The 19,618-nt window shown below is 60.3% G+C and carries 24 protein-coding genes; 17 read left to right on the top strand and 7 right to left on the bottom strand.

Features of this window, described 5'->3' with window-relative positions; genetic code table 11:
• The first annotated feature begins 186 nt into the window (after window positions 1–186).
• Together AC2CGI_RS17705 and AC2CGI_RS17700 are read left to right on the top strand one after the other, a co-directional pair.
• Entirely contained in the window at window positions 187–654 is a 468-nt protein-coding gene (locus tag AC2CGI_RS17705; RefSeq protein ID WP_004936959.1) for a ribonuclease, read from the top strand.
• A gap of 5 nt (window positions 655–659) precedes the next feature.
• Window positions 660–959, top strand: coding sequence for a barstar family protein (locus AC2CGI_RS17700; protein WP_004936963.1), 300 nt, complete (start codon window positions 660–662; stop codon window positions 957–959).
• Between the two features lie 30 nt (window positions 960–989).
• On the opposite strand, the gene yjgA is transcribed toward AC2CGI_RS17700, so the two are convergent.
• Window positions 990–1,538, bottom strand: coding sequence for a ribosome biogenesis factor YjgA (gene yjgA / locus AC2CGI_RS17695; RefSeq protein ID WP_004936968.1), 549 nt, complete (start codon window positions 1,536–1,538; stop codon window positions 990–992).
• Window positions 1,539–1,717: 179 nt separating this feature from the next.
• On the opposite strand from yjgA, the gene pmbA reads away from it, so the two are divergent.
• On the top strand, window positions 1,718–3,058 hold the full coding sequence (gene pmbA / locus AC2CGI_RS17690) for a metalloprotease PmbA (RefSeq protein ID WP_004936970.1): 1,341 nt from the start codon (window positions 1,718–1,720) through the stop codon (window positions 3,056–3,058).
• A 138-nt stretch (window positions 3,059–3,196) separates the two neighbouring features.
• Window positions 3,197–3,583: a cytochrome b562 gene (gene cybC / locus AC2CGI_RS17685; RefSeq protein WP_015379185.1), complete on the top strand. Its 387-nt coding sequence runs from the start codon at window positions 3,197–3,199 to the stop codon at window positions 3,581–3,583.
• Between the two features lie 4 nt (window positions 3,584–3,587).
• Here cybC and AC2CGI_RS17680 read toward each other — a convergent pair whose 3' ends face one another.
• On the bottom strand, window positions 3,588–4,370 hold the full coding sequence (locus AC2CGI_RS17680) for an AraC family transcriptional regulator (protein ID WP_004936980.1): 783 nt from the start codon (window positions 4,368–4,370) through the stop codon (window positions 3,588–3,590).
• A 283-nt stretch (window positions 4,371–4,653) separates the two neighbouring features.
• On the opposite strand from AC2CGI_RS17680, the gene AC2CGI_RS17675 reads away from it, so the two are divergent.
• The 3 genes from AC2CGI_RS17675 to AC2CGI_RS17665 are packed head-to-tail and all read left to right on the top strand — an operon-like array spanning window position 4,654 to window position 7,767.
• The gene (locus AC2CGI_RS17675; protein WP_021505114.1) at window positions 4,654–6,108 is read left to right on the top strand and encodes an FAD/NAD(P)-binding protein; all 1,455 of its coding nucleotides are present in this window, start codon (window positions 4,654–4,656) and stop codon (window positions 6,106–6,108) included.
• Entirely contained in the window at window positions 6,105–6,986 is an 882-nt protein-coding gene (locus AC2CGI_RS17670; RefSeq protein ID WP_015379183.1) for a formyltransferase family protein, read from the top strand. Before AC2CGI_RS17675 ends, AC2CGI_RS17670 begins: the two co-directional genes overlap by 4 nt.
• Entirely contained in the window at window positions 6,979–7,767 is a 789-nt protein-coding gene (locus tag AC2CGI_RS17665) for a sulfite exporter TauE/SafE family protein (RefSeq protein ID WP_015379182.1), read from the top strand. Before AC2CGI_RS17670 ends, AC2CGI_RS17665 begins: the two co-directional genes overlap by 8 nt.
• A gap of 37 nt (window positions 7,768–7,804) precedes the next feature.
• Here the strand turns inward: AC2CGI_RS17665 and rnk are convergent, their stop codons facing one another.
• A complete protein-coding gene (rnk, locus tag AC2CGI_RS17660; RefSeq protein WP_004936993.1) occupies window positions 7,805–8,215 on the bottom strand; it encodes a nucleoside diphosphate kinase regulator in 411 nt (136 codons plus the stop codon).
• 453 nt (window positions 8,216–8,668) lie between these two features.
• On the opposite strand from rnk, the gene AC2CGI_RS17655 reads away from it, so the two are divergent.
• The 10 genes from AC2CGI_RS17655 to AC2CGI_RS17610 all read left to right on the top strand — a co-directional run bounded on the left by AC2CGI_RS17655 (window position 8,669) and on the right by AC2CGI_RS17610 (window position 17,464).
• Window positions 8,669–8,986: a glycine dehydrogenase gene (locus AC2CGI_RS17655; RefSeq protein ID WP_086016691.1), complete on the top strand. Its 318-nt coding sequence runs from the start codon at window positions 8,669–8,671 to the stop codon at window positions 8,984–8,986.
• A gap of 36 nt (window positions 8,987–9,022) precedes the next feature.
• Window positions 9,023–9,388 carry a glycine-rich SFCGS family protein gene (locus tag AC2CGI_RS17650; RefSeq protein ID WP_004937000.1) on the top strand — a complete coding sequence of 122 codons (366 nt, stop codon included), beginning with the start codon at window positions 9,023–9,025 and terminating at the stop codon, window positions 9,386–9,388.
• Entirely contained in the window at window positions 9,388–9,684 is a 297-nt protein-coding gene (locus AC2CGI_RS17645) for a DUF4312 family protein (protein ID WP_004937003.1), read from the top strand. The genes AC2CGI_RS17650 and AC2CGI_RS17645 overlap by 1 nt, the downstream gene beginning before the upstream one ends.
• Before the next feature lie 30 nt (window positions 9,685–9,714).
• A complete protein-coding gene (locus tag AC2CGI_RS17640; protein WP_004937006.1) occupies window positions 9,715–10,491 on the top strand; it encodes a DUF4311 domain-containing protein in 777 nt (258 codons plus the stop codon).
• 11 nt (window positions 10,492–10,502) lie between these two features.
• On the top strand, window positions 10,503–11,153 hold the full coding sequence (locus AC2CGI_RS17635; RefSeq protein WP_004937013.1) for a DUF4310 family protein: 651 nt from the start codon (window positions 10,503–10,505) through the stop codon (window positions 11,151–11,153).
• A 63-nt stretch (window positions 11,154–11,216) separates the two neighbouring features.
• Window positions 11,217–12,356 (top strand): amidohydrolase/deacetylase family metallohydrolase, encoded by a 1,140-nt coding sequence (locus AC2CGI_RS17630; protein WP_021505111.1) that lies wholly within the window; start codon window positions 11,217–11,219, stop codon window positions 12,354–12,356.
• On the top strand, window positions 12,340–13,458 hold the full coding sequence (locus AC2CGI_RS17625) for a DgaE family pyridoxal phosphate-dependent ammonia lyase (RefSeq protein ID WP_004937017.1): 1,119 nt from the start codon (window positions 12,340–12,342) through the stop codon (window positions 13,456–13,458). Before AC2CGI_RS17630 ends, AC2CGI_RS17625 begins: the two co-directional genes overlap by 17 nt.
• Window positions 13,455–14,195 (top strand): 2-dehydro-3-deoxy-phosphogluconate aldolase, encoded by a 741-nt coding sequence (gene dagF, locus AC2CGI_RS17620; protein WP_004937022.1) that lies wholly within the window; start codon window positions 13,455–13,457, stop codon window positions 14,193–14,195. Before AC2CGI_RS17625 ends, dagF begins: the two co-directional genes overlap by 4 nt.
• 86 nt (window positions 14,196–14,281) lie before the next feature.
• The gene (locus AC2CGI_RS17615; RefSeq protein WP_076741016.1) at window positions 14,282–15,496 is read left to right on the top strand and encodes a lactonase family protein; all 1,215 of its coding nucleotides are present in this window, start codon (window positions 14,282–14,284) and stop codon (window positions 15,494–15,496) included.
• A gap of 51 nt (window positions 15,497–15,547) precedes the next feature.
• Window positions 15,548–17,464, top strand: a complete 1,917-nt coding sequence (locus AC2CGI_RS17610) for a BglG family transcription antiterminator (RefSeq protein WP_044030379.1) — start codon at window positions 15,548–15,550, stop codon at window positions 17,462–17,464.
• A 3-nt stretch (window positions 17,465–17,467) separates the two neighbouring features.
• On the opposite strand, the gene AC2CGI_RS17605 is transcribed toward AC2CGI_RS17610, so the two are convergent.
• The 4 genes from AC2CGI_RS17605 to rapZ all read right to left on the bottom strand — a co-directional run bounded on the left by AC2CGI_RS17605 (window position 17,468) and on the right by rapZ (window position 19,616).
• Entirely contained in the window at window positions 17,468–17,890 is a 423-nt protein-coding gene (locus AC2CGI_RS17605) for a helix-turn-helix domain-containing protein (protein WP_015379178.1), read from the bottom strand.
• Entirely contained in the window at window positions 17,887–18,198 is a 312-nt protein-coding gene (locus tag AC2CGI_RS17600) for a type II toxin-antitoxin system HigB family toxin (protein WP_004937033.1), read from the bottom strand. Before AC2CGI_RS17600 ends, AC2CGI_RS17605 begins: the two co-directional genes overlap by 4 nt.
• 294 nt (window positions 18,199–18,492) lie before the next feature.
• Window positions 18,493–18,765, bottom strand: coding sequence for a PTS phosphocarrier protein NPr (gene npr / locus AC2CGI_RS17595; protein ID WP_004937034.1), 273 nt, complete (start codon window positions 18,763–18,765; stop codon window positions 18,493–18,495).
• The gene (gene rapZ / locus AC2CGI_RS17590; protein ID WP_015379177.1) at window positions 18,762–19,616 is read right to left on the bottom strand and encodes an RNase adapter RapZ; all 855 of its coding nucleotides are present in this window, start codon (window positions 19,614–19,616) and stop codon (window positions 18,762–18,764) included. Before rapZ ends, npr begins: the two co-directional genes overlap by 4 nt.
• Between the last annotated feature and the right edge of the window lie 2 nt (window positions 19,617–19,618).

Raw genomic sequence — 19,618 nt, 5'->3', positions numbered from 1 at the left:
CCGTTTTCAGAGAGACTCCGAGTGCCAGAACGGCTGGAAAGTGGCATCATTGTCATGAGTGGATGAAACGCTTACCGCCGCGAAAACGTGACGTGCCGGTCATCTTAGTTTCATCCTGGTCGGCTATATACCTAACTAGCCTGGGGGCGCTGCGGCGCCTTCGGCGGCATAATTTCAGGGAATGTCATGAACAAGCGGATTCTGTTGGCGATTGTCATCGCCGTGGTCATCGCCGTCTTCAGCGCGCTGCGCGGCAACGAGCACCGTGCGATCGGCGGCAATGCGACGGTGGTGCAAGCGCCGGCGGGGCAACAGCAGAGCATCGATCGGCTCACGCAGCAGCAAACGGTGGTGAGCTACCTGCAGCAGCATCAGCGGCTTCCGGGCTATTACGTCACCAAGAAGCAGGCGCGCGAGCAGGGCTGGGACCCGCGTTCAGGCAACCTCTGTGCGGTATTGCCGGGCAAGGCGATTGGCGGCGATCGATTCTCTAACCGTGAAGGGCAACTGCCGAGCGCCGGCGGCCGGGTCTGGCGCGAAGCGGACATCAATTACCAGTGTGGCCGGCGCGGCGCCGATCGCCTGCTGTATTCGAGCGACGGTCTGATCTTCGTCACGCGCGACCATTACAAAAACTTCATTCGTGTGGAGTGAGTTTGATGGCAAAAGTAGAGTTTGATTTTGAACAGATCCAGGATGTGCCGACCTTCTACCGCGATTTTGCGCACAAGTTTGCGCTGGACGAGGGATTCGGCGCCAACCTCGACGCGCTGTGGGACGTAGTGACCGGCGATATCGGTCTGCCGGTGGAAATCGAGTTCACTCACCTGAATGCCCGCAGCAAGCGTCGTTTCGGCGCGATCATTCTGCTGTTTGAAGAGGCGGAAGAAGAGCTGGAAGGCAGCCTGCGCTTCAATATCCGCGAAAGCAGCGGCGAACCGGCACATCACCGGGGATGAAACGGGTTCATCCCGGGATGGCGGCGGCGCTTAGTCGGCCGCTTCGGCCAGCTCGCGCAGGTATTGGAAGATCTGGCGGTAAGCCTTAGGCGGCTTGTTGGCGGCCTTCTCTTTCTGCGCGTTGCGCACCAGTGAACGCAGCTGTTGGCGATCGGCGGCCGGGTACAGATCCAGGATCGACGGAATGACGTCATCGCCTTCTTCGACCAGACGGTCGCGCAGCGCTTCCAGCTTGTGGAACAGCGAAACCTGCTGGTTGTGGCGGTTTTTCAGCTTGTCGAGCGCGGTCTGGATCGGCTCGATATCGCGGGCGCGCAGCATTTTACCGATCAGCTGCAGCTGACGGCGACGGCCCTCTTTTTTGATCTTCTGCGCCAGTTCGATGGCGGCACGCAAATCTTCATCCAACGGAATGCGATCCAGCGCGTTTTTGCCCAGATCGACCATTTCGGCCCCCAGGTCTTTCAGCGCTTCGGCATCACGTTTAATCTCACTTTTACTGACCCAGATAATCTCGTCATCGTCCTCGTTTTCATTCTCCGGGACATCGTCGAGCCAGTCTTCAGGCTGTTTGTTCATGGTAGGCTCCGTTAAAAAGAGGCTAATCCTAACAGGTTGCCGGCTTTATGCGAAATTCAACGCGGTTCCTGTTAGACTCAACGGCAGAGATCTCAGGATTTTTGCGCGCCGCTCCGCGTGCACAACTACGCCGCTCCGGCACTTTTCTCAACGATTTTCTGATTAATTATGGCAGATTGATGAAAGTAGTCACTCAAGTTGCAGAACAGCGCAAGGCGCTGGAACAGGCCGTTTCTCAGGCGCTGGAGCTGGCCCGCGCCGGTTCCGACGCGGCGGAAGTCGCGGTCACCAAATCGACCGGCATCAGCGTCAGCACCCGCTTCGGCGAAGTGGAAAACGTCGAGTTCAACAGCGATGGCGCGCTGGGCATTACCGTGTATCACCGCCAGCGCAAAGGCAGCGCCTCTTCCACCGATCTCAGCCCGGACGCCATCGCTCGCACCGTACAGGCGGCGCTGGACATCGCGCGCTATACCTCTGAGGATCCCTGCGCCGGCCCGGCGGAGAAAGATCTGCTGGCGTTCGAGGCGCCGGATCTCGATCTGTTCCACCCGACCGAGCTGGACGCCGAGCGCGGCATCGAGCTGGCGGCGCGCGCCGAGCAGGCTTCGCTGGCGGCGGACAAACGCATTACCAACACCGAAGGCGGCAGCTTCAACAGCCACTACGGCATCAAGGTGTTCGGCAACAGCCACGGCATGCTGCAAAGCTACTGTTCCAGCCGTCACTCGCTGTCCAGCTGCGTCATCGCAGAACAGGACGGCGACATGGAGCGGGATTACGCTTACACCATCGGCCGGGCGATGGGCGATCTGCACAGCCCCGAGTGGGTGGGGCAGGAGTGCGCCCGCCGCACGCTGGCGCGTCTCGCGCCGCGCAAACTGTCGACCATGAAGGCGCCGGTGCTGTTCGCCTCCGAGGTGGCCACCGGATTGTTCGGCCATCTGGTAGGCGCCATCAGCGGCAGCAGCGTTTATCGCAAATCTACCTTCCTGTTGGACTCGCTCGGCAAGCAGATCCTGCCGGCGTGGCTGACCGTCGAGGAGCATCCGCACCTGCTGAAAGGGCTGGCGTCGACGCCGTTCGACAGCGAGGGCGTGCGCACCCAGCGGCGCGATATCGTCAAGGATGGCGTGCTGCAAACCTGGCTGATGACCAGCTACTCGGCGCGCAAGCTGGGCCTGCACAGCACCGGCCATGCCGGCGGCATCCATAACTGGCGCATTGCCGGGCAGGGCGCAGACTTCGCCGGCATGCTGAAGCAGCTCGGTACCGGCCTGGTGGTCACCGAATTGATGGGCCAGGGCGTCAGCGGCGTCACCGGCGATTATTCTCGCGGCGCCGCCGGTTTTTGGGTGGAAAATGGCGAGATCCAGTACCCAGTCAGCGAGATCACCATCGCCGGCAACCTGAAAGACATGCTGCGAAACATCGTCAGCGTCGGCAGCGATATCGAAACCCGCAGCAATATCCAGTGCGGTTCGGTGCTGCTGCCGGAAATGAAGATCGCCGGCCAGTGATCCGCTGCGCGGCCGGCGCCCGCCGGCCGCGCGTTATCCCGTCTCAACCTTGCTTACAAATCTCCGGTTTCGATTTTTCCCGGCCTTGCCTATGGTAACGGTGGGTTAATTACAACAATAACTGGAAGGTGAGCAAACATGCAGAATACCCTGAAAGCGTTGGCGGCGTTGACGCTGCTGGCAGCCAGTTCGCTGGCGGTCGCCGCCGATCTGGGCGACGATATGGACACCCTGGCGGAAAACTACAAAACGGTGCTGAATACCGACTCCGCCGCTACCCTCAAACAGAGCCTGCAGAACATGCGCGCCGCCGCGCAGGATGCCAAACAGGGCACCCCGCCGAAGCTGGAAGACAAAGCCGCCGACAGCCCGGAGATGAAAGATTTCCGCAGCGGGTTGGATACCCTGATCGGCCAGATCGATCAGGCGCTGGCGCTGGCCAATCAGGGCAAAGTCGCTGAAGCGAAGCAGCTGGCGCAAGGCTTCAAACAAACCCGCGACGCCAACCACAAGAAATTCCGCTAATCCGTCAACCGTCGCGCCCGTCTTCCGTCAAATAGGAGGAGGGCGCCTGCCCCAGCACGCGGCGGAACATGGTTGAAAACGCCGCGCTGCTGTCATATCCCATCTCCATCGCCACCTGCGTCACGCTGTGCCCTTCGGCCAGCAGCGCCAGCGCCAGCACCACGCAGGCGCGCTGGCGCCATTGCGAAAAAGGCAGGCCGGTCTGCGCGCGAAAGAAGCGGCTGAAGGTGCGAATGCTCATGTACAGACGCGGGGCCCACCGCTGCGCGGAGTCGTGGGCGTCGGGGTGTTGCAAAAAGGCGCGGCACAGCTCACCCAGCCGAGGATCGGCGGGCAGCGGGATGTGCAACGGTAAAGGTTGCAGCCGGGCCAGCTCGTGCAGCAGCAGCGCCGCCAGCGCGCCGTCGCGGCCCTGTTGTTCATACTCCAGCGGCATATCCACCGCCGCCATCAACAGCTGGCGCATCAGCGGCGTGACGCTGACCACCTGACATACCTGCGGGCGTTCGGCGGGTAACGCGCCGGGTTCGAGATACAGGCTGCGGGTGGTGACGCCGACCATCCGCACCGCGTGCGGCATCTGCGGCGGCAGCCACACCGCGTGCTGCGGCGGAACGACCCAATTACCTTGCTGCGTGAAAACGTGCATGACGCCGGTAGCGCCGTACAGCAACTGCGCGCGCCGGTGGCTGTGCATTGGCAGCAGGTGCCCCGGCGGATAATCGGTGCCGATGGCGATCACCGCGCGGGTTACGTGGTCGATGTCATCAATGCGGACGTTGCGCATGTGTTCCCTTTGGCGGGCAAATTGGCCGAAACGCAATGATAGTTGGCCTTTCATATAAAGCAAGCCAGCGACGGTCGCCCTACTATCGGGGCAGAAAAATAACGCTTGTTCGGGGCGCCGTTATTTTATCGGCCATGAAGCCCGTACAAGTCTTCACACCAGGGTGGGACGAAGGTTCTCGTTCTCGCAATACAAGAAGTTAATAAGGAATAAAGCGTCATTTTATTCCAACACCTGAAGCAATAGTTCTTAGCGCAGTTCAATGACTATAAGGTGATATTTCATGTATAAGTTCGGTGTGATTGGCGGCGGGGCCGCCGGCATCTCTTTTGCCTATAACTTTATAAAAAATAAGTCGGTTAATCATTGCAAAAGGCCGCTTTCCCTGACGGTTTTCGACAAGCAGGGATTTAAAGGCGGTATGGCATACAGCAGCGATTTTGACAGCCATATATTAAATATGACGCCGGAAAATATGTCGGCGGATATTTTCGACGAAGCGCACTTCGTTGATTGGATCGCCATGCATTTTCCGCAGTTTTGCCAGGATCGTTATCCGCCGCGCTGGCTGTATCGGGAATATCTCGATTTTATTCGCGACATGACGATATATATGGCGGCGGACAGTAACGTAGCGCTGAATTTCGTGACCGCCGAAGTGAATGCCATCGCGCCGCACGAAGCCGGCTATCGGCTGACCACCGCCTGCGGCGGCGCCGAGCAGATGAACGCGCTGGTGCTGTGTTCGGGGCACAACCCGCCGGAATGCCTTTACCCGGTGGATGGGGTGATCGCTTATCAGGCTCATCAGGATCTGCCGCCGATCAACCCTTATTCGAGCATCGGCGTGATCGGCTGCAGCCTGACGGCGATTGACGCCATCGTTGAACTGATGGAGCGGCTGGGAGCGACCGACATCTGCGCCCTGTCGCGCTCGGGCCTGTTCCCCAGCGTGCAGCCGGCGCTGATGCGTCCGCCGCCGGAGGCGTTTGTTGAGGCGCTGCGGCGCTTTGTCGCCGGCCGCGATTTTATTGACGCGCATCAGCTGGTGCATGCGATCAACGCCGCGCTGGCGCGCCACTATCCGGGGCCGGAGCGGCTGACGGTGCTCTCGGCGCTGGGGGAAAGGCGCGATTGCTACCGCGATCTGGCGGACAGCCTCGATCGCGCGCGCTTTGCCAGGGAGCATATCTGCAGCTATCTGGCGGCGATCCACCCGGCGGTGTGCGCCGCCTGGGTCAAGATGGATGCCAACAACCGGCAGGTCTTCATGCGCTTTTACAACTCCTCCTGGATGCGCAATCGGCACGCCATGCCGATCAAGAATGCCAACAAGATCGTGGCGGCGCTGGAGAGCCAACGCCTGCGCGCCTGCGGCGGCCTGGTGGATATCAGCAAGGCAACGGACGGGTTTATCCTTCGTTGCCATGAGACGCGGGTGCGCGCGCAGTATCTGTTCAACTGCACCACGCCTTCCTATCAACTGCCGCCCAACCGCCTGAGCCAGCAGCTGCTGCAAGACGGGCTGGTGCAAGAGAACCTGTTCGGTGGCGTGAAGTGCAACCCGCATACGCTGAAAATCGCCGACCGACGCGGCCGTGAGCAGCATCTCTACTCGCTCGGCGCGCCCGCCAAGGGCGATCTTTTTTATACCTCGGCGATGGAATCCATCACGCGGGATATCAGCAAAATCGTGTTCAACAACCCTATTTTCAACGCAAAGAAGGCTGAAGTATGAAAAACGTAGCGCTCTTTGTCGGTAACGACATTTTCTCCTGGCTGGTGTGTCAGGATCTGATCGCCGCCCTGAAAGGCGAGTGTGCTTTTACGGTGTATTTCCCCTTGGCGAAAAGCGGCGGCCGCACCCAGGAGCCGGCGGTTCGCCGCCTGGGGCTGTACGAGCGCGAGGTGCTGAACGATTTTGTATTCCCGTTCGTTGGCCGCAACGCCGCCGCCTGTGAGGGTGCCTATCAACCGCCGGCCCTGTTCCTGGCCGCCGCCGGGGTCAAAGCGCATCGCGTTCTCGACATCAATGACGCCACGTTTATCAGCAGCCTGGAGCATATGGACGCGGTGATCTCCCTGCGCTGCTATCAGAAATTCTCCGCCGACTATGTGCGCGCCTTCAGCCGACGCGGCAAGCTGCTGTGGAACCTGCACCCCGGCGACTTGCCGCGCTATCGCGGGGTGATGACGCTATTCCGCGCAATGATGAACGGTGACAAGGGCTGTGCGGTGACGCTGCATGAAATGGATGAGCACTGGGACGCCGGCCCGGTGCTCGCCCGTCTGCCCGCCGAGCTGCGTCACGATCTGTCGTTCCTGGAAAACATGATGTTGCTGGGCGTGCAAAGCGGCACCTTCCTGGCGCGCCAGCTCATGCGGGCGGAACGGCGCGAAGCGATAGCGGCGGAAAAGCAGGGTGATTCGCGCTATTGGGGCTTCCCGGACGCACAGACGCTGGCGCGGGCGGAACAGGCGGGCATTGAGCTGGTGGATCACGACGCCGTGCGCGATCAGTATCTGGGGCTGTTCGTCGGCGATCGTTTCCATCCGCTGGCGGGGCAGTTCTGCGCCGGGTTCGACGACTTCGTGCGGGCGCACGGCCATGATTGAAACGTTGATTGTACTGGGTGCCGGTTTTCTGACCGGCATCACCACCATTCTGTTCGGCTTCGGTGGCGGCTTTGTGGTGGTGCCTTTTGTCTATCACCTGATCTCCGCCTCGGGCGAGCAGCCCGGCCAGGCGATGCATATTGCTGTAGCGACCTCGACAGCGGTGATGATCCTCAACGCGAGTTATGCCACCCTGACCAACTGGCGCAGCGGCAACCTGCTGCGAGAAACCATCGTACCGCTGATCTTTTTCATCGGCATCGGCGCGGCGCTGGGCGCGTTCGCCTCCTCGCTGCTGGCGGACGGCGTGATCCGCTGGCTGTTTGTGGTCTATATGACGGTGACCATCGCCGACTGTCTGTTCCGCCGGGGCTTCCTGATCAAACCGGCGCGCGCCGAACTGTCTCCCGCCACGTTGTGGGGCGGCGGGCCGTTGATCGGCGGCATCGCCACGCTGCTGGGGGTGGGCGGCAGCGTGATGACCGTGCCGCTGCTGCGTCGCCATGGTTACGACATGAAATATTGCGTCAGCGCCGCCAACCCGCTGTCGATCCCGGTGGCGGTGATCGGGGCGCTGATGTATATCGTGTTGGGGTGGCGCGAGATGAGCGGGCCGCAGTATCTGGGTTACGTCAATCTGAACATTCTGGGGCTGCTGGTGGCGGCGGGGATTGCGGGGATCGTGTTTGCCAGGCGCTGTTTGCCGAAGGTGAGCGATGCGCTGCATGCCAAAATCTACGTGCTGCTGCTGATCGCCGTGCTGATCGCTATCTGCCTCTGAGACAGAAAGGGCGGCCGGATGCCGCCCTGAAAACCGCTTAACGGTGGTATTCGCCCGCCGCTTCCGGCTGGTACAGCAATTCCAGCACTTCAATCCGCGCTTCTTCACCGTTCGGCAATTGCCAGGAGATCTGCTTGCCGACGTGCATGCCGAGCAGCGCTGCGCCCAGCGGCGCCATCACCGACAGCTGATCGTGGCTGTCTTTCAGCGAAGCAGGGTAGACCAGCGTGCGCACATGCTCTTCATCGGTGTGCAGATCGCGAAAACGCACGCGGCTGTTCATGGTCACCACGTTGGCCGGCATTTTCTCCGGCGGCAGGATTTCCGCGCGATCCAACTCGTCGTTCAGCGCGGCGGCGACGTCGGTGTTGGCAAAGGCCGGTTGTTCCAATAGCGCATCCAGGCGTTCCGCATCCAGCTCATTAATAGTAATGATGGGTTTGGTCATTCCACTCTCCAGTCAAATCAAAGGGCGCCAGTCTGTGCGCCCATAAATTCGGAAAAACAACACAAAGCAACACCCCCGCGCCAGAGGAGCGGGGGTGTGGGTAATGTCGATTTGTCCCATTGATAGTAGGCGGTTGGGGCGAGAAAAGAAAGAGATCCCGATCACGAAGGCTTTTATCGTCAATCGAGACAAAAAAAACCGTTAGCCGGGTTATGTATTTGTTATCTCATTCACTTTTTCGCCGCAGCGCCGTTTTGCGAAATGGATCTCCGCGCGTCATTCGATTTCCACTTCGAACTGGAAAAAACCGGTCTCCACAGAAAATCTTGCCGGGGGTAGGGTAAAGACATCACAGAAAGCGGGTTATTCAGGTGATGCGCTTTACGGCTTACTGATTAATGTGGGATCTAGGGGTACTGAAAAGTGAATGATGGATCTGCTTCATTAAAAGAAATTGAACAATCCGATATCAGCGAAGCCGGTGAGATCACCGCTCGGGTGCTGGCGGATATTACCGCGATGCTGAATGCTGAGAATATTTATACCAATGCGGTGCAGCAACAGATGCTGGAATCGCATATTCGCGCCATGGTGCTGCGCTCAATAACCGGCGAGCCGTTGCCGGAGGTGGATAAATCATTGTTCGACGAAATTTCCGCCGAGTCCATGCAAATGGCGGAGCGCGTGGTGGATCAGTTTGGCACATTGCCTATCGAAGAGGCCTATTTGCTGTCCGTGCACTTCGAAGTGGCGAAAGATAATAACGCATAGCGGTTAACGCATCGATTTCAATCAGGAGAATATACCATGGGTCAAATTACCGTAGTGATCGGCGATCGTTTGGGCAAAGGGCAAAAAGTCGGCCAGGGCGTTGAAAACGCAGGCGGAAAAGCGGTGGTCATCCCCGGCGTGGCGGCGGATATGAAGCTGGGCGACGTCATGAAAGCGGAAAACGCGCAGCTGGGCATCTCTTTTTGCGGCAGCGGCGGCGCCGGTGCGATTACCGCGCAAACCAAATACGGCTACAAAGCCAAATACGGCATGCGTTCGGTGGAAGAGGGCGTGACGGCAATTAACGAAGGCTGCAACGTGCTGGGTTTCGGCTTTATGGATAAAGAAGAGCTGGGCCAGAAACTGGTGGAAGCCTACGTCAAAAAACATGGCAACCCATAATGAAAGAGCAATATACCACATCGGTAAAGGTGGAGGGTAAAGGCGACAGCAAAGCGAAAGCTTTTGCTTCCGCCTTGGCTAATGTGCAGGGCGCGGTATTAAAGTCCACCAACAATATTCTGCTGCGCATCGAGCCGCAGGACGTCAGCGTAGTGAAGGCGGAAGAGAAAATAACTAAAGAGAAATTTCTTTTCTTCTTTTTGCCGCGTGAAAGAAAGAGCTATGCCGTTTCTCTGGAAATAACCGTGAACGTAACCATTATCAATACCGAGAAGGTTGTCTTCGTCACGAAATAAAAACGTTAGCATAAATGAAAGGGTATACTGATGTTTTTAATCATCTTATTTAAATCGATTATTATCGGTGGGCTGGTGGGGGTCGGCGTAGGGGCCGGCGCCGCACGCATGTTCCACGCGCCGACAACACAGGGCATGGGAGCGTTTCGCACCCTGGGTGAGCTGAACTCCTGCGAGGGCGATCCGGCTTCCCACTTCTCATTCGGTCTGGGCTTCTTCTTCAACGCCTGGGCGTCTTCCGTGGCGGCGGGCTCCTTCACGCAGGACGTCGATCACCGCATCATCCCGCACTGGGGTGCGGCGGCCCTGATGGTCAAGAATCGCAATCTGGCGCAAACGCTGCACGATCCGAAAAAAATGGCTATCGCCTGCGGCATCATCGGCATGCTGGTGGTGGCCTTCCTCAATACCACCGCTTCCGCCGTGCCTGCCGCGCTGCAGGTCACCGCGATCAAGGTGCTGGTGCCGGCGGCCAACCTGCTGGTGAACACCGTGATGCCGGTGATCTTCTGGCTGGCGGCGATCGACGCCGGGCGCCGTTCCGGCTTCTGGGGCACCATCTTCGGCGGCCTGGCGCAGCTGATCATGGGCAACGCCGTACCGGGCCTGGTGCTGGGCATTCTGATCGGCAAGGGCGTGGAAGAGAGCGGCTGGAACAAGATCACCAAGATCATGATGGCGGTGATCGTGCTGCTGTTCGTGCTGAGCGGCTTCTTCCGCGGCTTCGACATGAAAGTTCTCGAGTCCTTCAGCCTCGGCGTGCCGGGCTGGCTGGACGCCATTCACAACACCCTGAGCGGTAAATAAGGAGCGGGATGATGGAAGAGCAAACCCAAAAAGGCTTCTGGTACGCCGACTGGTCATTCCCGATTTTTGTTGGCCTGCTGTCCTCCGGCGTGTTCGCCGGGACGCACATGTACTACCTGTACGGCATCGGCGCCTTTAACGAAGTGGCCTTCGTCTCCATGCTGCGGGCGGGGATGGATACCGGCGTGTACGGCGCGGTGGCGGCGTTCGGCGCCAGCTTCCTGTTCGCGCGCATCATCGAAGGCTCGCTGGTGGGCATCCTCGACATCGGCGGCGCGATCCAGACCGGCGTCGGGCTGGGCGTACCGGCGCTGCTGCTGGGGGCCGGCATCGTGTTCCCGGTCGCCAACTTCGCCGCGTCGCTGGCCACCGGTCTGATCATCGGCCTGGCGATCGGTTACGTGATCATCCTGGCGCGCAAATTCACCATCAATCAGAGCAACTCCACCTACGGCGCGGACGTGATGATGGGCGCGGGCAACTCGTCGGGCCGTTTCCTCGGGCCGTTGATCATCCTGTCGGCGATGACCGCTTCGATCCCGATCGGCATCGGTTCGCTGCTCGGCGCGCTGCTGTTCTATATCTGGGGTAAACCGATCACCGGCGGAGCGATCCTCGGCGCGATGATCCTGGGGGCGATCTTCCCGGTAGCCATTTCTTAAGAGGCCTGCGCCAGGCGCCGCCCGAGGCTGAGGCGGCGCCCGGGCTAACAGGAGCAATGCGGTATGTATGACTTAGTAATCAGAGGCGCCAGACTGGCGGACGATACGCTGATCGACCTGGCGGTAAAGGACGGCAAAATAGCCTCGGTGGGGCGGCTGGCGGCGGACGTCAGCGCCGTTCGCCAGCTGGATCTGGCGGGCAACTGCCGCCTGAGCGCCGGTTGGATCGACGCGCACGTGCACTGCTATCCTGAATCGCCGATTTACCATGACGAGCCGGATCGGGTCGGCGTCGCCAGCGGCGTCACCAGCGTGGTCGACGCTGGCAGCACCGGCGCTGACGATATCGACGCCTTTTATCAGCTGACGCGCAGCGCCAAAACCAACGTTTTCGCCTTCCTCAACATCTCGCGCATCGGCCTGCTGCGGCAGAACGAGCTGGCGGAGTTGACGGACATCGACAAGCGCGAGGCCGGCCAGGCCATCGCCAATCACCCCGGTTTCATCATCGGCATCAAGGCGCGCATGAGCAGCAGCGTGGTGGGGAAAAACGGTACCCGGCCGCTGGTGTTGGCCAAAGAGATCCAGCAGGAAAACCGCCAGCTGCCGCTGATGGTGCATATCGGCAACAACCCGCCGGATCTGGACGACATCGCCGATCTGCTGACCCGCGGCGACATCATCACCCACTGCTACAACGGCAAACCGAACCGCATTCTGACGCCGGCGGGCACATTGCGCGAGTCTATCCAGCGCGCGCTGCGGCGCGGCGTGTTGCTCGACGTGGGGCACGGCACCGCCAGCTTCAGCTTCGAGGTGGCGCGCCAGGCGATCAAACTGGGCATTTTGCCGTACACCATCAGCTCCGATATTTACTGCCGCAACCGCATGAACGGGCCGGTGCATAGCCTGGCGACGGTGATGTCCAAATTCTTCAGCGTCGGCCTGACGCTGCCGCAGGTGATCGCCTGCGTGACGGAGAACGCCGCGTCGGCGCTGCAGCTCAGCGGCAAAGGGCGGCTGGAGCCGGGCTATGACGCCGATTTCACGCTGTTTGAACTGCGCCGCGAACCGCAGGTGTTCGCCGACGCCGAAGGGCAAACCGCCGAGGGCGAACGGCTGTTGGTGCCGCTGGCCGCGGTGGTGGCCGGGAAAATCCTATTAACCGAACAAGGGGAGGCAAGCCATGTCTTCGATTTATGAAAAATACGGTTTGAAGCAGGTGATCAACACCTCCGGCCGCATGACCATTCTCGGCGTTTCCACGCCGCGCCAGGACGTGATCGACGCCGTTGATTACGGCCTGAACCACTATTTCGAAATCAAGGATCTGGTCAACAAGACCGGCGCCTATATCGCCGATCTGCTCAACGTGGAGGACGCGGTGATCGTCTCCTGCGCCTCGGCGGGCATCGCCCAGTCGGTGGCGGCGGTGATCGTTAAAGATAACGCCAATCTGCTGGTGAACCTGCATTCGGCGCCGATCGCCGTGCCGCGCGAGATCGTGCTGCCGCGCGGTCACAACGTCAACTTCGGCGCGCCGGTGGACACCATGGTGGCGCTGGGCGGCGGCAAGGTGGTGGAGGCGGGCTACGCCAACGAATGTTCGCCGGAGCAGATTGAAGCCTGCATCACGCCGCAGACGGCGGCGATCCTGTACGTCAAATCGCACCACTGCGTACAGAAAAGCATTCTGTCCGTCGAACAGGCGGCGGTGGTGGCGCGCAAACATAACCTGCCGCTGATCGTCGACGCCGCGGCGGAAGAAGATCTGATGTGTTACTACCAGATGGGGGCCGATCTGGTGATCTACAGCGGCGCCAAAGCCATCGAGGGGCCGACCAGCGGCCTGGTTATCGGCAAGAAACAGTACGTCGGGTGGGTGAAGCTGCAGTCCGGCGGCATCGGCCGGGCGATGAAGGTCGGCAAAGAGGGCATCCTCGGCCTGACGCAGGCAATTGAAAGCTATCTGACGCTTGAGAAAACCACCGGGCAACAGATGGTGGCGCGGATGACGCCGTTCCTCAACAGCCTCAACACCCTGACCGGCGTCAGCGCCAAAACCGTCTGGGACAGCGCCGGCCGCGATATCGCCCGCGCCGAGATCACCTTTGATGAGGCGGTGCTGGGGCGGTCGACCTATGACATCGTTCAGGCGCTGAAAACCGGCGATATTGCCATCTACTTCCGCGGCTACAAGGCCAACGAGGGCAAGATTGAGGTCGACGTGCGCAGCGTCGACGAGCAACAGCTGATGACCGTCTTTAGCTGTATCAAGAACCTGTTTACGGAGAAACAAGCATGAAGCTGCAGCCTAACTACTATCGCGACCGCGTCTGCCTGAACGTGCTGGCCGGCTCCAAAGCCAACGCGCAGGACATCTACGCCGCGGCGGAAGGCCATGTGCTGGTGGGCGTGCTCTCCAAGAACTACCCGGACGTCGACAGCGCGGTGACCGACATGCTGCGCTATGCGCGCCTGATCGACAACGCGCTGTCGGTCGGCCTGGGCGCCGGCGATCCGAAGCAGTCGGCGATGGTCAGCCTGATCGCTCAGCAGGTGCAGCCGCAGCACGTTAACCAGGTGTTTACCGGCGTCGGCGCCAGCCGCGCGCTGCTGGGCCAGAACGACAGCGTGGTCAACGGTCTGGTGTCGCCGACCGGCCGCGTCGGCTGGGTGAAGATCTCTACCGGCCCATTGAGCGCCGCGGCGCCGGACGGCATCGTGCCGGTGGAAACTGCCATCGCTTTGCTGAAGGACATGGGCGGCAGTTCCATCAAGTATTTCCCGATGGGCGGCCTGAAGTGCAAGGACGAATACCAATACGTCGCCAAGGCCTGCGCCGAGCATGACTTCATGCTGGAGCCGACCGGCGGCATCGATCTGGAAAACTACGAGCCGATCGTTGAGATCGCCCTGGCGGCCGGAGTGAAACGCGTGATCCCGCATATCTACAGCTCGATCATCGACGCCGCCAGCGGCGACACGCGTCCGCAGGACGTGAAAACCCTGCTGGCGATGACCAAAAAGCTGGTGGGTTGAACGCGTAATGGGATGAGGTAAACGCTGGGAGGCGAAGGTTTTCCCGTGGCGCGGCATGCCGCGCCTTACCTATACTGAGGATTACCATGCGAAACTGGCAGGTTCCAACCCGACGCACCGCGTTGTTCCTGGCGCTGCTGGCCGTGACCGGCCCGGCGCTGCATGCTGAGGATGCAATGAACTCCACGTCATCTCATTTCGCCTATATCGGCACCTACAATCCCAACGGCGAAGGCGTTTACCGGGTGCAGGTCGATCCGGCCAGCGGCGCGCTGAGCCACGCCACGCTGGTCAGCAACGTGCCGAATCCGGCGCAGCTGACGCTGAGCGTTGACGGCAAGACGCTGTATGTCGCCAGTGAAGTGGCCGACTTCAACGGCGGCAAACACGGCGGCATCACCGCTTACCGGGTCAATCCGGCCGATGGCGCACTGACGCAGCTCAACCAGGTAGATTCGCAGGGGGCAGGGCCGGTGTATCTCTCCTCGACGCCGGACGGCCGCCATCTGCTGGTGGCGAACTATGTCAGCGGCAGCGTGGCGGCTTTCCCGATTGAAGCGGACGGCAGCCTGGGCGCCGCCAGCTCGGTGCAGCAACAGCAGGGCCCGGCGGGCGCGGCCAAACCGGCGGCGGCGGTGAACGGCAGCTTCGCCATCAGCGATCACAATGGCCCGCATGCCCATATGATCGCCAGCGATCCGAGCGGCAAGTTCGTGTTCTCCACCGATCTGGGGTTGGATCGCATCTACCAATGGCGCTTTGACGCCGCGAGCGGCCGCCTGACGCCGAACGATCCGCCGTGGATCGCCGCCTCTTCCGCCGGCGCCGGCCCGCGTCATTTTGTGTTCCACCCGGACGGCGACACCGTGCTGCTGGTGAACGAAGAGGCCTCGACATTGACCAGCTACCGTTTTGATCGCCAAAAAGGTACTCTGAAACAACTGCATGCGGTTTCCGCGCTGCCCGCCGACTATCAGGGCACCAGCTTCGCTTCGGGGCTGGCGCTCAGCAAGAACGGCGACACGCTGTACGTCGCCAACCGGCTGCATAACAGCATTGCCCAGTTCAGCGTGGGCGCCGGCGGCGAGTTGACACCGGTGGCGGAAACCTGGACCCGCGGCGATTATCCGCGTTCGCTGGCGCTGAGCCCGGATGGCCGCTATCTGTATGCGCTGAACCAGCGCAGCGATAACGTCACTCGCTTCAGCGTCAACCCGACGGACGGCAAACTCAGCTTTGTGGGCGGCTATCTGCCGATCGGCAGCCCCTCGCAAATGGCGTTCCTGCCGCCGGCGAAGTAACCCGTGGCCCGCCCGGTTCGCCGGGTGGGCCGCCTGATTGACGGACACAGAATGGTGCGATTTCCTTACCCGCGTTTGGCTTACTTGTTCGATGCTTTGCAAACCGAGACTTTGCCGCAGGATGAGCTGGCGAAGCGTTTCGCCGTGTCCACCCGCACGGTGCGGGCGGATATCACCGCGCTGAACGAGATCCTGGACAAATACGGTGCGCGCTTCGTGCATAGCCGCGGGGCCGGCTATCGTTTGCAGGTCGATAACGCCGCGCTATTCAGCGCCCTGCAGCATCAGGAGCGCCGCAAACAGGCCACCCCGCGCAGCGCGCAGGAGCGGGTGCATTATCTGCTGGTGCGTTTTTTGACCTCAGCCTTCTCCCTCAAACTGGAAGATCTGGCCGACGAGTGGTTCGTCAGCCGCGGCACGCTGCAAAACGACATGGCTGAGGTGAGAGAGCGTCTGGCGCACTATCAATTGACGATCGAAACCAAGCCGCGCTACGGCATGAAGCTGTTCGGCGCGGAGATGGCGATCCGCGCCTGCCTGACCGATCTGCTGTTCCAGCTGCAGTTGGCCGACGCCGAGAACCCGTTGCTCAACAACGAGATCCTGTTGCAGCCGCAGGTGGCGGCGTTCGCCGGATTGTTGCACCCGCTGTTGTCGCAATACGCCATTCGCCTGACCGACGAGGGCGAGCAGTACCTGATCTTCTACTGCGCGGTGGCGCTGCGGCGCATCAACGACGGTTATCCGCTGCCGGACTTCGAGGTGGAGGACGGCGACGAGGCGGTGCGTCAGGTGTCGACCCGTCTGGCGGCGGAGCTGCGCGCGGCCTCCGGCAAAGAGATCTCGATGGCCGAAGAGGCCTATCTGCGGGTCAACATCGCCGCACGGCGCGTGCAGGACGTGCAACCGACCGAGATCAACGCCGACGATGAAGAAGCGCTGGTGGACTACATCCTGTCCTACATCAACGCACACTATAACTACAACCTGCAGGGTGACGAGCAGCTGCGGGCCGATCTGCTCACCCATATCAAGACCATGATTACGCGGGTGAAATACCAGATCAATATCCCCAATCCGCTGCTGGCCAACATCAAGCAGCACTATCCGATGGCTTACGACGTGACGCTGGCGGCGGTCTCCAGCTGGGGCAAGTACACCCCCTATACCCTGAGCGAGAACGAGATCGGCTATCTGGTGTTGCACATCGGCGTGGGGCTGGAGCGGCATTACAACATCGGTTATGAACGCCACCCGCAGGTGATGCTGGTGTGCGACACCGGCAACTCGACGGTGCGCATGATCCAGGCGCAGATTGCGCGCAAGTACCCGCAGCTGGTGATGACGCGCATCGTCTCGCTGCGCGATTACGAGATGCTCGCGCACATCGACGAAGACTTCGTGATTTCCAACGCCCGCATCGGCGAGAAGAACAAGCCGGTGGTGGTGATGTCGCCGTTCCCGACCGATTATCAGCTGGAACAACTGGGCAAATTGGTGCTGGTGGATCGCACCAAACCGTACATGTTGGAGAAGTTCTTCGACGCTGAGCATTTCATGGTGATCAACGAGCCGCTGACGCAGGCGGAGTTGTTCAGCCGGGTGTGCGGCCAGCTGGAGCGAGAAGGGTACGTCGGCGCGGATTTTTATCCGTCGGTGGTCGAACGCGAGGCGATCGTCTCCACGCTGCTGGGCGAAGGTATCGCGCTGCCGCATTCGCTGGGGCTGCTGGCGAAGAAGACCGTGGTGGTGACGCTGCTGGCGCCGCAGGGCGTCGCCTGGGGGGAAGGTGAGGTTGCGCACGTGATTTTCCTGCTGGCGATCAGCAAGAGCGATTATGAAGAGGCGATGGCGATCTACGAGCTGTTCGTCACCTTCGTGCGTGAACGTTCAATGAGCCGCCTGCTGGGCAGCGACAGTTTCGACAGCTTCAAAGCGGTGGCGCTGGACTGCCTGAGCCGGAGTTGAGGGCTAATCCGCTTCCGGCAGGAACAGGGCCGGGGGCAGATTGAAACGCTTGGCCAGCGCCATAATGTGCGGAATGGTCAGCGATCTTTTACCGTTCAGGATTTGGTTAACCAACGACTTTTTACCGATCTCATGTTCAAAATCACTTTGGCTGAGTTGGTGCTGTTCCATAAGGACGCGAAGCGCGGCTACCCCCTGTGGTAACTGGGCGATACGCTGGTTGAATGCGGTAAATTCGGCGCTGTTGTCTTCATATTCGGCGATCTTTTTTGCCAGCATGTCAATCAGCGGATGGTGTTCGTCGTTTTCCAGCAGGTATTCCACCAATTCAAGCGCTTCCCGGTAGTCTTGCTGAGCGCGGCTGCCCTGCAACAAGGGCACGGCGCGCAGTAGCGCATCGGCCGCCTTAATGGCATCTGTAATCATGATGAACTCCTTCGATAGTGCTGCATCAGCTTGTCGTATTCGGCGTGGCTAACGATATGCTTTATGAAGACTTTCTGTGTCTCGAAGCTGGCAAAGAACAAGATCCGCAGGTGGTTGCCGCCGACGTCAATGACCCACCATTTCTCTTTGTATTTCATACGATCGAGCGAAGGAAAAAGCGCTTTTAACTCGTCCGGCGTGCGGAACTCGCCCCGTCGCAACGCTTTATAAATGGCCTCGAGAGCAGTGGCTTCATTGGGATATTGCTTCGTTGCGTTATTGAACGGTTCCCTGGAAATGATATGCATCGTTCCTTCGATTCCTACCCGGTGAACATTATAGCGACTGCCGGTGAAGTTCACAAATTGTAAACTTTTCGTTGTCCCGTAAGCAAAGCGTGGGGAAACACCCGCCTGTTGTCTGTTTTTGCGTTACACACTATTGCGATTATCGTGGTGGGGGTAAATCCATGACGTGAATTTACAGGCGGTTACGGCTGATTCTGGAAGCGGATTCGCAAAGTGAGAAACGGGAGGGCTACGTTATGGGAGGGGGGGAGGCAACACATGCGCCGAGGCGACGCATGGGGAGAGTCTCAGCGACTAATCTTCATCAAACCCGGAGTTGAACAGCTCGACCACCGCCGCCAGCGCGTTGACTTCGTCGGGGCCGGTCGCTTCGACTTCGATATGCCGGCCCTGGGCGGAGTCCAGCATCAGCAGCGCGATGACGCTGCTGGCTTCGGCTTCGGTGCCGCTTTCGTTGCGCAGCATCACTTCGGCGTCGAAGCTTTGCACCAGTTCGAACAGTTTCATCGCCGGGCGCGCGTGCATGCCCAGCTTGTTTTTGATTTCAACCGTCTGTTTGACCGTCATTGTTTGCGCTTTTCCAGCGTGCGGTGGCGCGACTGCACGTTCTTGCCGCGCGAGCGGAAGTAATCGGCCAGCTGTTCCGCCACGTACACCGAACGGTGCTTGCCGCCGGTACAGCCGATGGCGACCGTCAGGTAGCTGCGGTTGTTGGTTTCCAGCATCGGCAGCCACTGTTCCAGATAGCTGCGGGTCTGGTAGATGAAGTTGTGCACTTCGGTATGGCGATCGAGGAACGACGCCACCGGTTTGTCCAGGCCGGTCATCGGCCGCAGCTTCGGATCCCAGTGCGGGTTCGGCAGGAAGCGCACGTCGAACACGTAGTCGGCGTCGATCGGGATGCCGTGTTTGAAGCCGAAGGATTCGAACACCATGGTCAGTTCGCGCTCGCGCTTGCCCAGCAGGCGGGTGCGCAGCATTTCGGCCAGTTCGTGCACCGACATTTCCGAGGTGTCGATAATCAGGTCCGCCCGCGAGCGCAGCGGTTCGAGCAGATCGCTCTCTTCGTCGATGGCGCTTTCCAGCGACAGGTTTTTGCTGGAGAGCGGGTGCAGGCGGCGGGTGTCGCTGTAACGGCGGATCAGCGTGTTGCGATCGGCGTCGAGGAACAGCAACTGCGGCGAGAAGCTGTCCGGCAGCTGAGTCATCGCGTATTCGAACACTTCCGGTGATTCAGGCATGTTGCGCACGTCGATGCTGACTGCTGCGGAGATATTGCGTTCCGCCAGCGTATTGGCGAGCTGCGGCAGCAGCACTACCGGCAGGTTGTCAACGCAGTAAAAACCCATGTCTTCCAGCGCCCGCAAGGCGACGGATTTTCCGGAACCGGAACGGCCGCTGACAATCATCAGCACCATGT

Source organism: Serratia sp. LSHTC3 (assembly GCF_057197125.1).
This window is presented reverse-complemented; position numbering and strand designations above follow the sequence as displayed.

Coding starts and splice junctions, on each gene's coding strand:
- AC2CGI_RS17705 (WP_004936959.1), top strand. CDS start 187: ATGAACAAGCGGATTCTGTTGGCGATTGTCATCGCCGTGGTCATCGCC.
- AC2CGI_RS17700 (WP_004936963.1), top strand. CDS start 660: ATGGCAAAAGTAGAGTTTGATTTTGAACAGATCCAGGATGTGCCGACC.
- yjgA (WP_004936968.1), bottom strand. CDS start 1,538: ATGAACAAACAGCCTGAAGACTGGCTCGACGATGTCCCGGAGAATGAA.
- pmbA (WP_004936970.1), top strand. CDS start 1,718: ATGAAAGTAGTCACTCAAGTTGCAGAACAGCGCAAGGCGCTGGAACAG.
- cybC (WP_015379185.1), top strand. CDS start 3,197: ATGCAGAATACCCTGAAAGCGTTGGCGGCGTTGACGCTGCTGGCAGCC.
- AC2CGI_RS17680 (WP_004936980.1), bottom strand. CDS start 4,370: ATGCGCAACGTCCGCATTGATGACATCGACCACGTAACCCGCGCGGTG.
- AC2CGI_RS17675 (WP_021505114.1), top strand. CDS start 4,654: ATGTATAAGTTCGGTGTGATTGGCGGCGGGGCCGCCGGCATCTCTTTT.
- AC2CGI_RS17670 (WP_015379183.1), top strand. CDS start 6,105: ATGAAAAACGTAGCGCTCTTTGTCGGTAACGACATTTTCTCCTGGCTG.
- AC2CGI_RS17665 (WP_015379182.1), top strand. CDS start 6,979: ATGATTGAAACGTTGATTGTACTGGGTGCCGGTTTTCTGACCGGCATC.
- rnk (WP_004936993.1), bottom strand. CDS start 8,215: ATGACCAAACCCATCATTACTATTAATGAGCTGGATGCGGAACGCCTG.
- AC2CGI_RS17650 (WP_004937000.1), top strand. CDS start 9,023: ATGGGTCAAATTACCGTAGTGATCGGCGATCGTTTGGGCAAAGGGCAA.
- AC2CGI_RS17645 (WP_004937003.1), top strand. CDS start 9,388: ATGAAAGAGCAATATACCACATCGGTAAAGGTGGAGGGTAAAGGCGAC.
- AC2CGI_RS17640 (WP_004937006.1), top strand. CDS start 9,715: ATGTTTTTAATCATCTTATTTAAATCGATTATTATCGGTGGGCTGGTG.
- AC2CGI_RS17635 (WP_004937013.1), top strand. CDS start 10,503: ATGGAAGAGCAAACCCAAAAAGGCTTCTGGTACGCCGACTGGTCATTC.
- AC2CGI_RS17630 (WP_021505111.1), top strand. CDS start 11,217: ATGTATGACTTAGTAATCAGAGGCGCCAGACTGGCGGACGATACGCTG.
- AC2CGI_RS17625 (WP_004937017.1), top strand. CDS start 12,340: ATGTCTTCGATTTATGAAAAATACGGTTTGAAGCAGGTGATCAACACC.
- dagF (WP_004937022.1), top strand. CDS start 13,455: ATGAAGCTGCAGCCTAACTACTATCGCGACCGCGTCTGCCTGAACGTG.
- AC2CGI_RS17615 (WP_076741016.1), top strand. CDS start 14,282: ATGCGAAACTGGCAGGTTCCAACCCGACGCACCGCGTTGTTCCTGGCG.
- AC2CGI_RS17610 (WP_044030379.1), top strand. CDS start 15,548: ATGGTGCGATTTCCTTACCCGCGTTTGGCTTACTTGTTCGATGCTTTG.
- AC2CGI_RS17605 (WP_015379178.1), bottom strand. CDS start 17,890: ATGATTACAGATGCCATTAAGGCGGCCGATGCGCTACTGCGCGCCGTG.
- AC2CGI_RS17600 (WP_004937033.1), bottom strand. CDS start 18,198: ATGCATATCATTTCCAGGGAACCGTTCAATAACGCAACGAAGCAATAT.
- npr (WP_004937034.1), bottom strand. CDS start 18,765: ATGACGGTCAAACAGACGGTTGAAATCAAAAACAAGCTGGGCATGCAC.
- rapZ (WP_015379177.1), bottom strand. CDS start 19,616: ATGGTGCTGATGATTGTCAGCGGCCGTTCCGGTTCCGGAAAATCCGTC.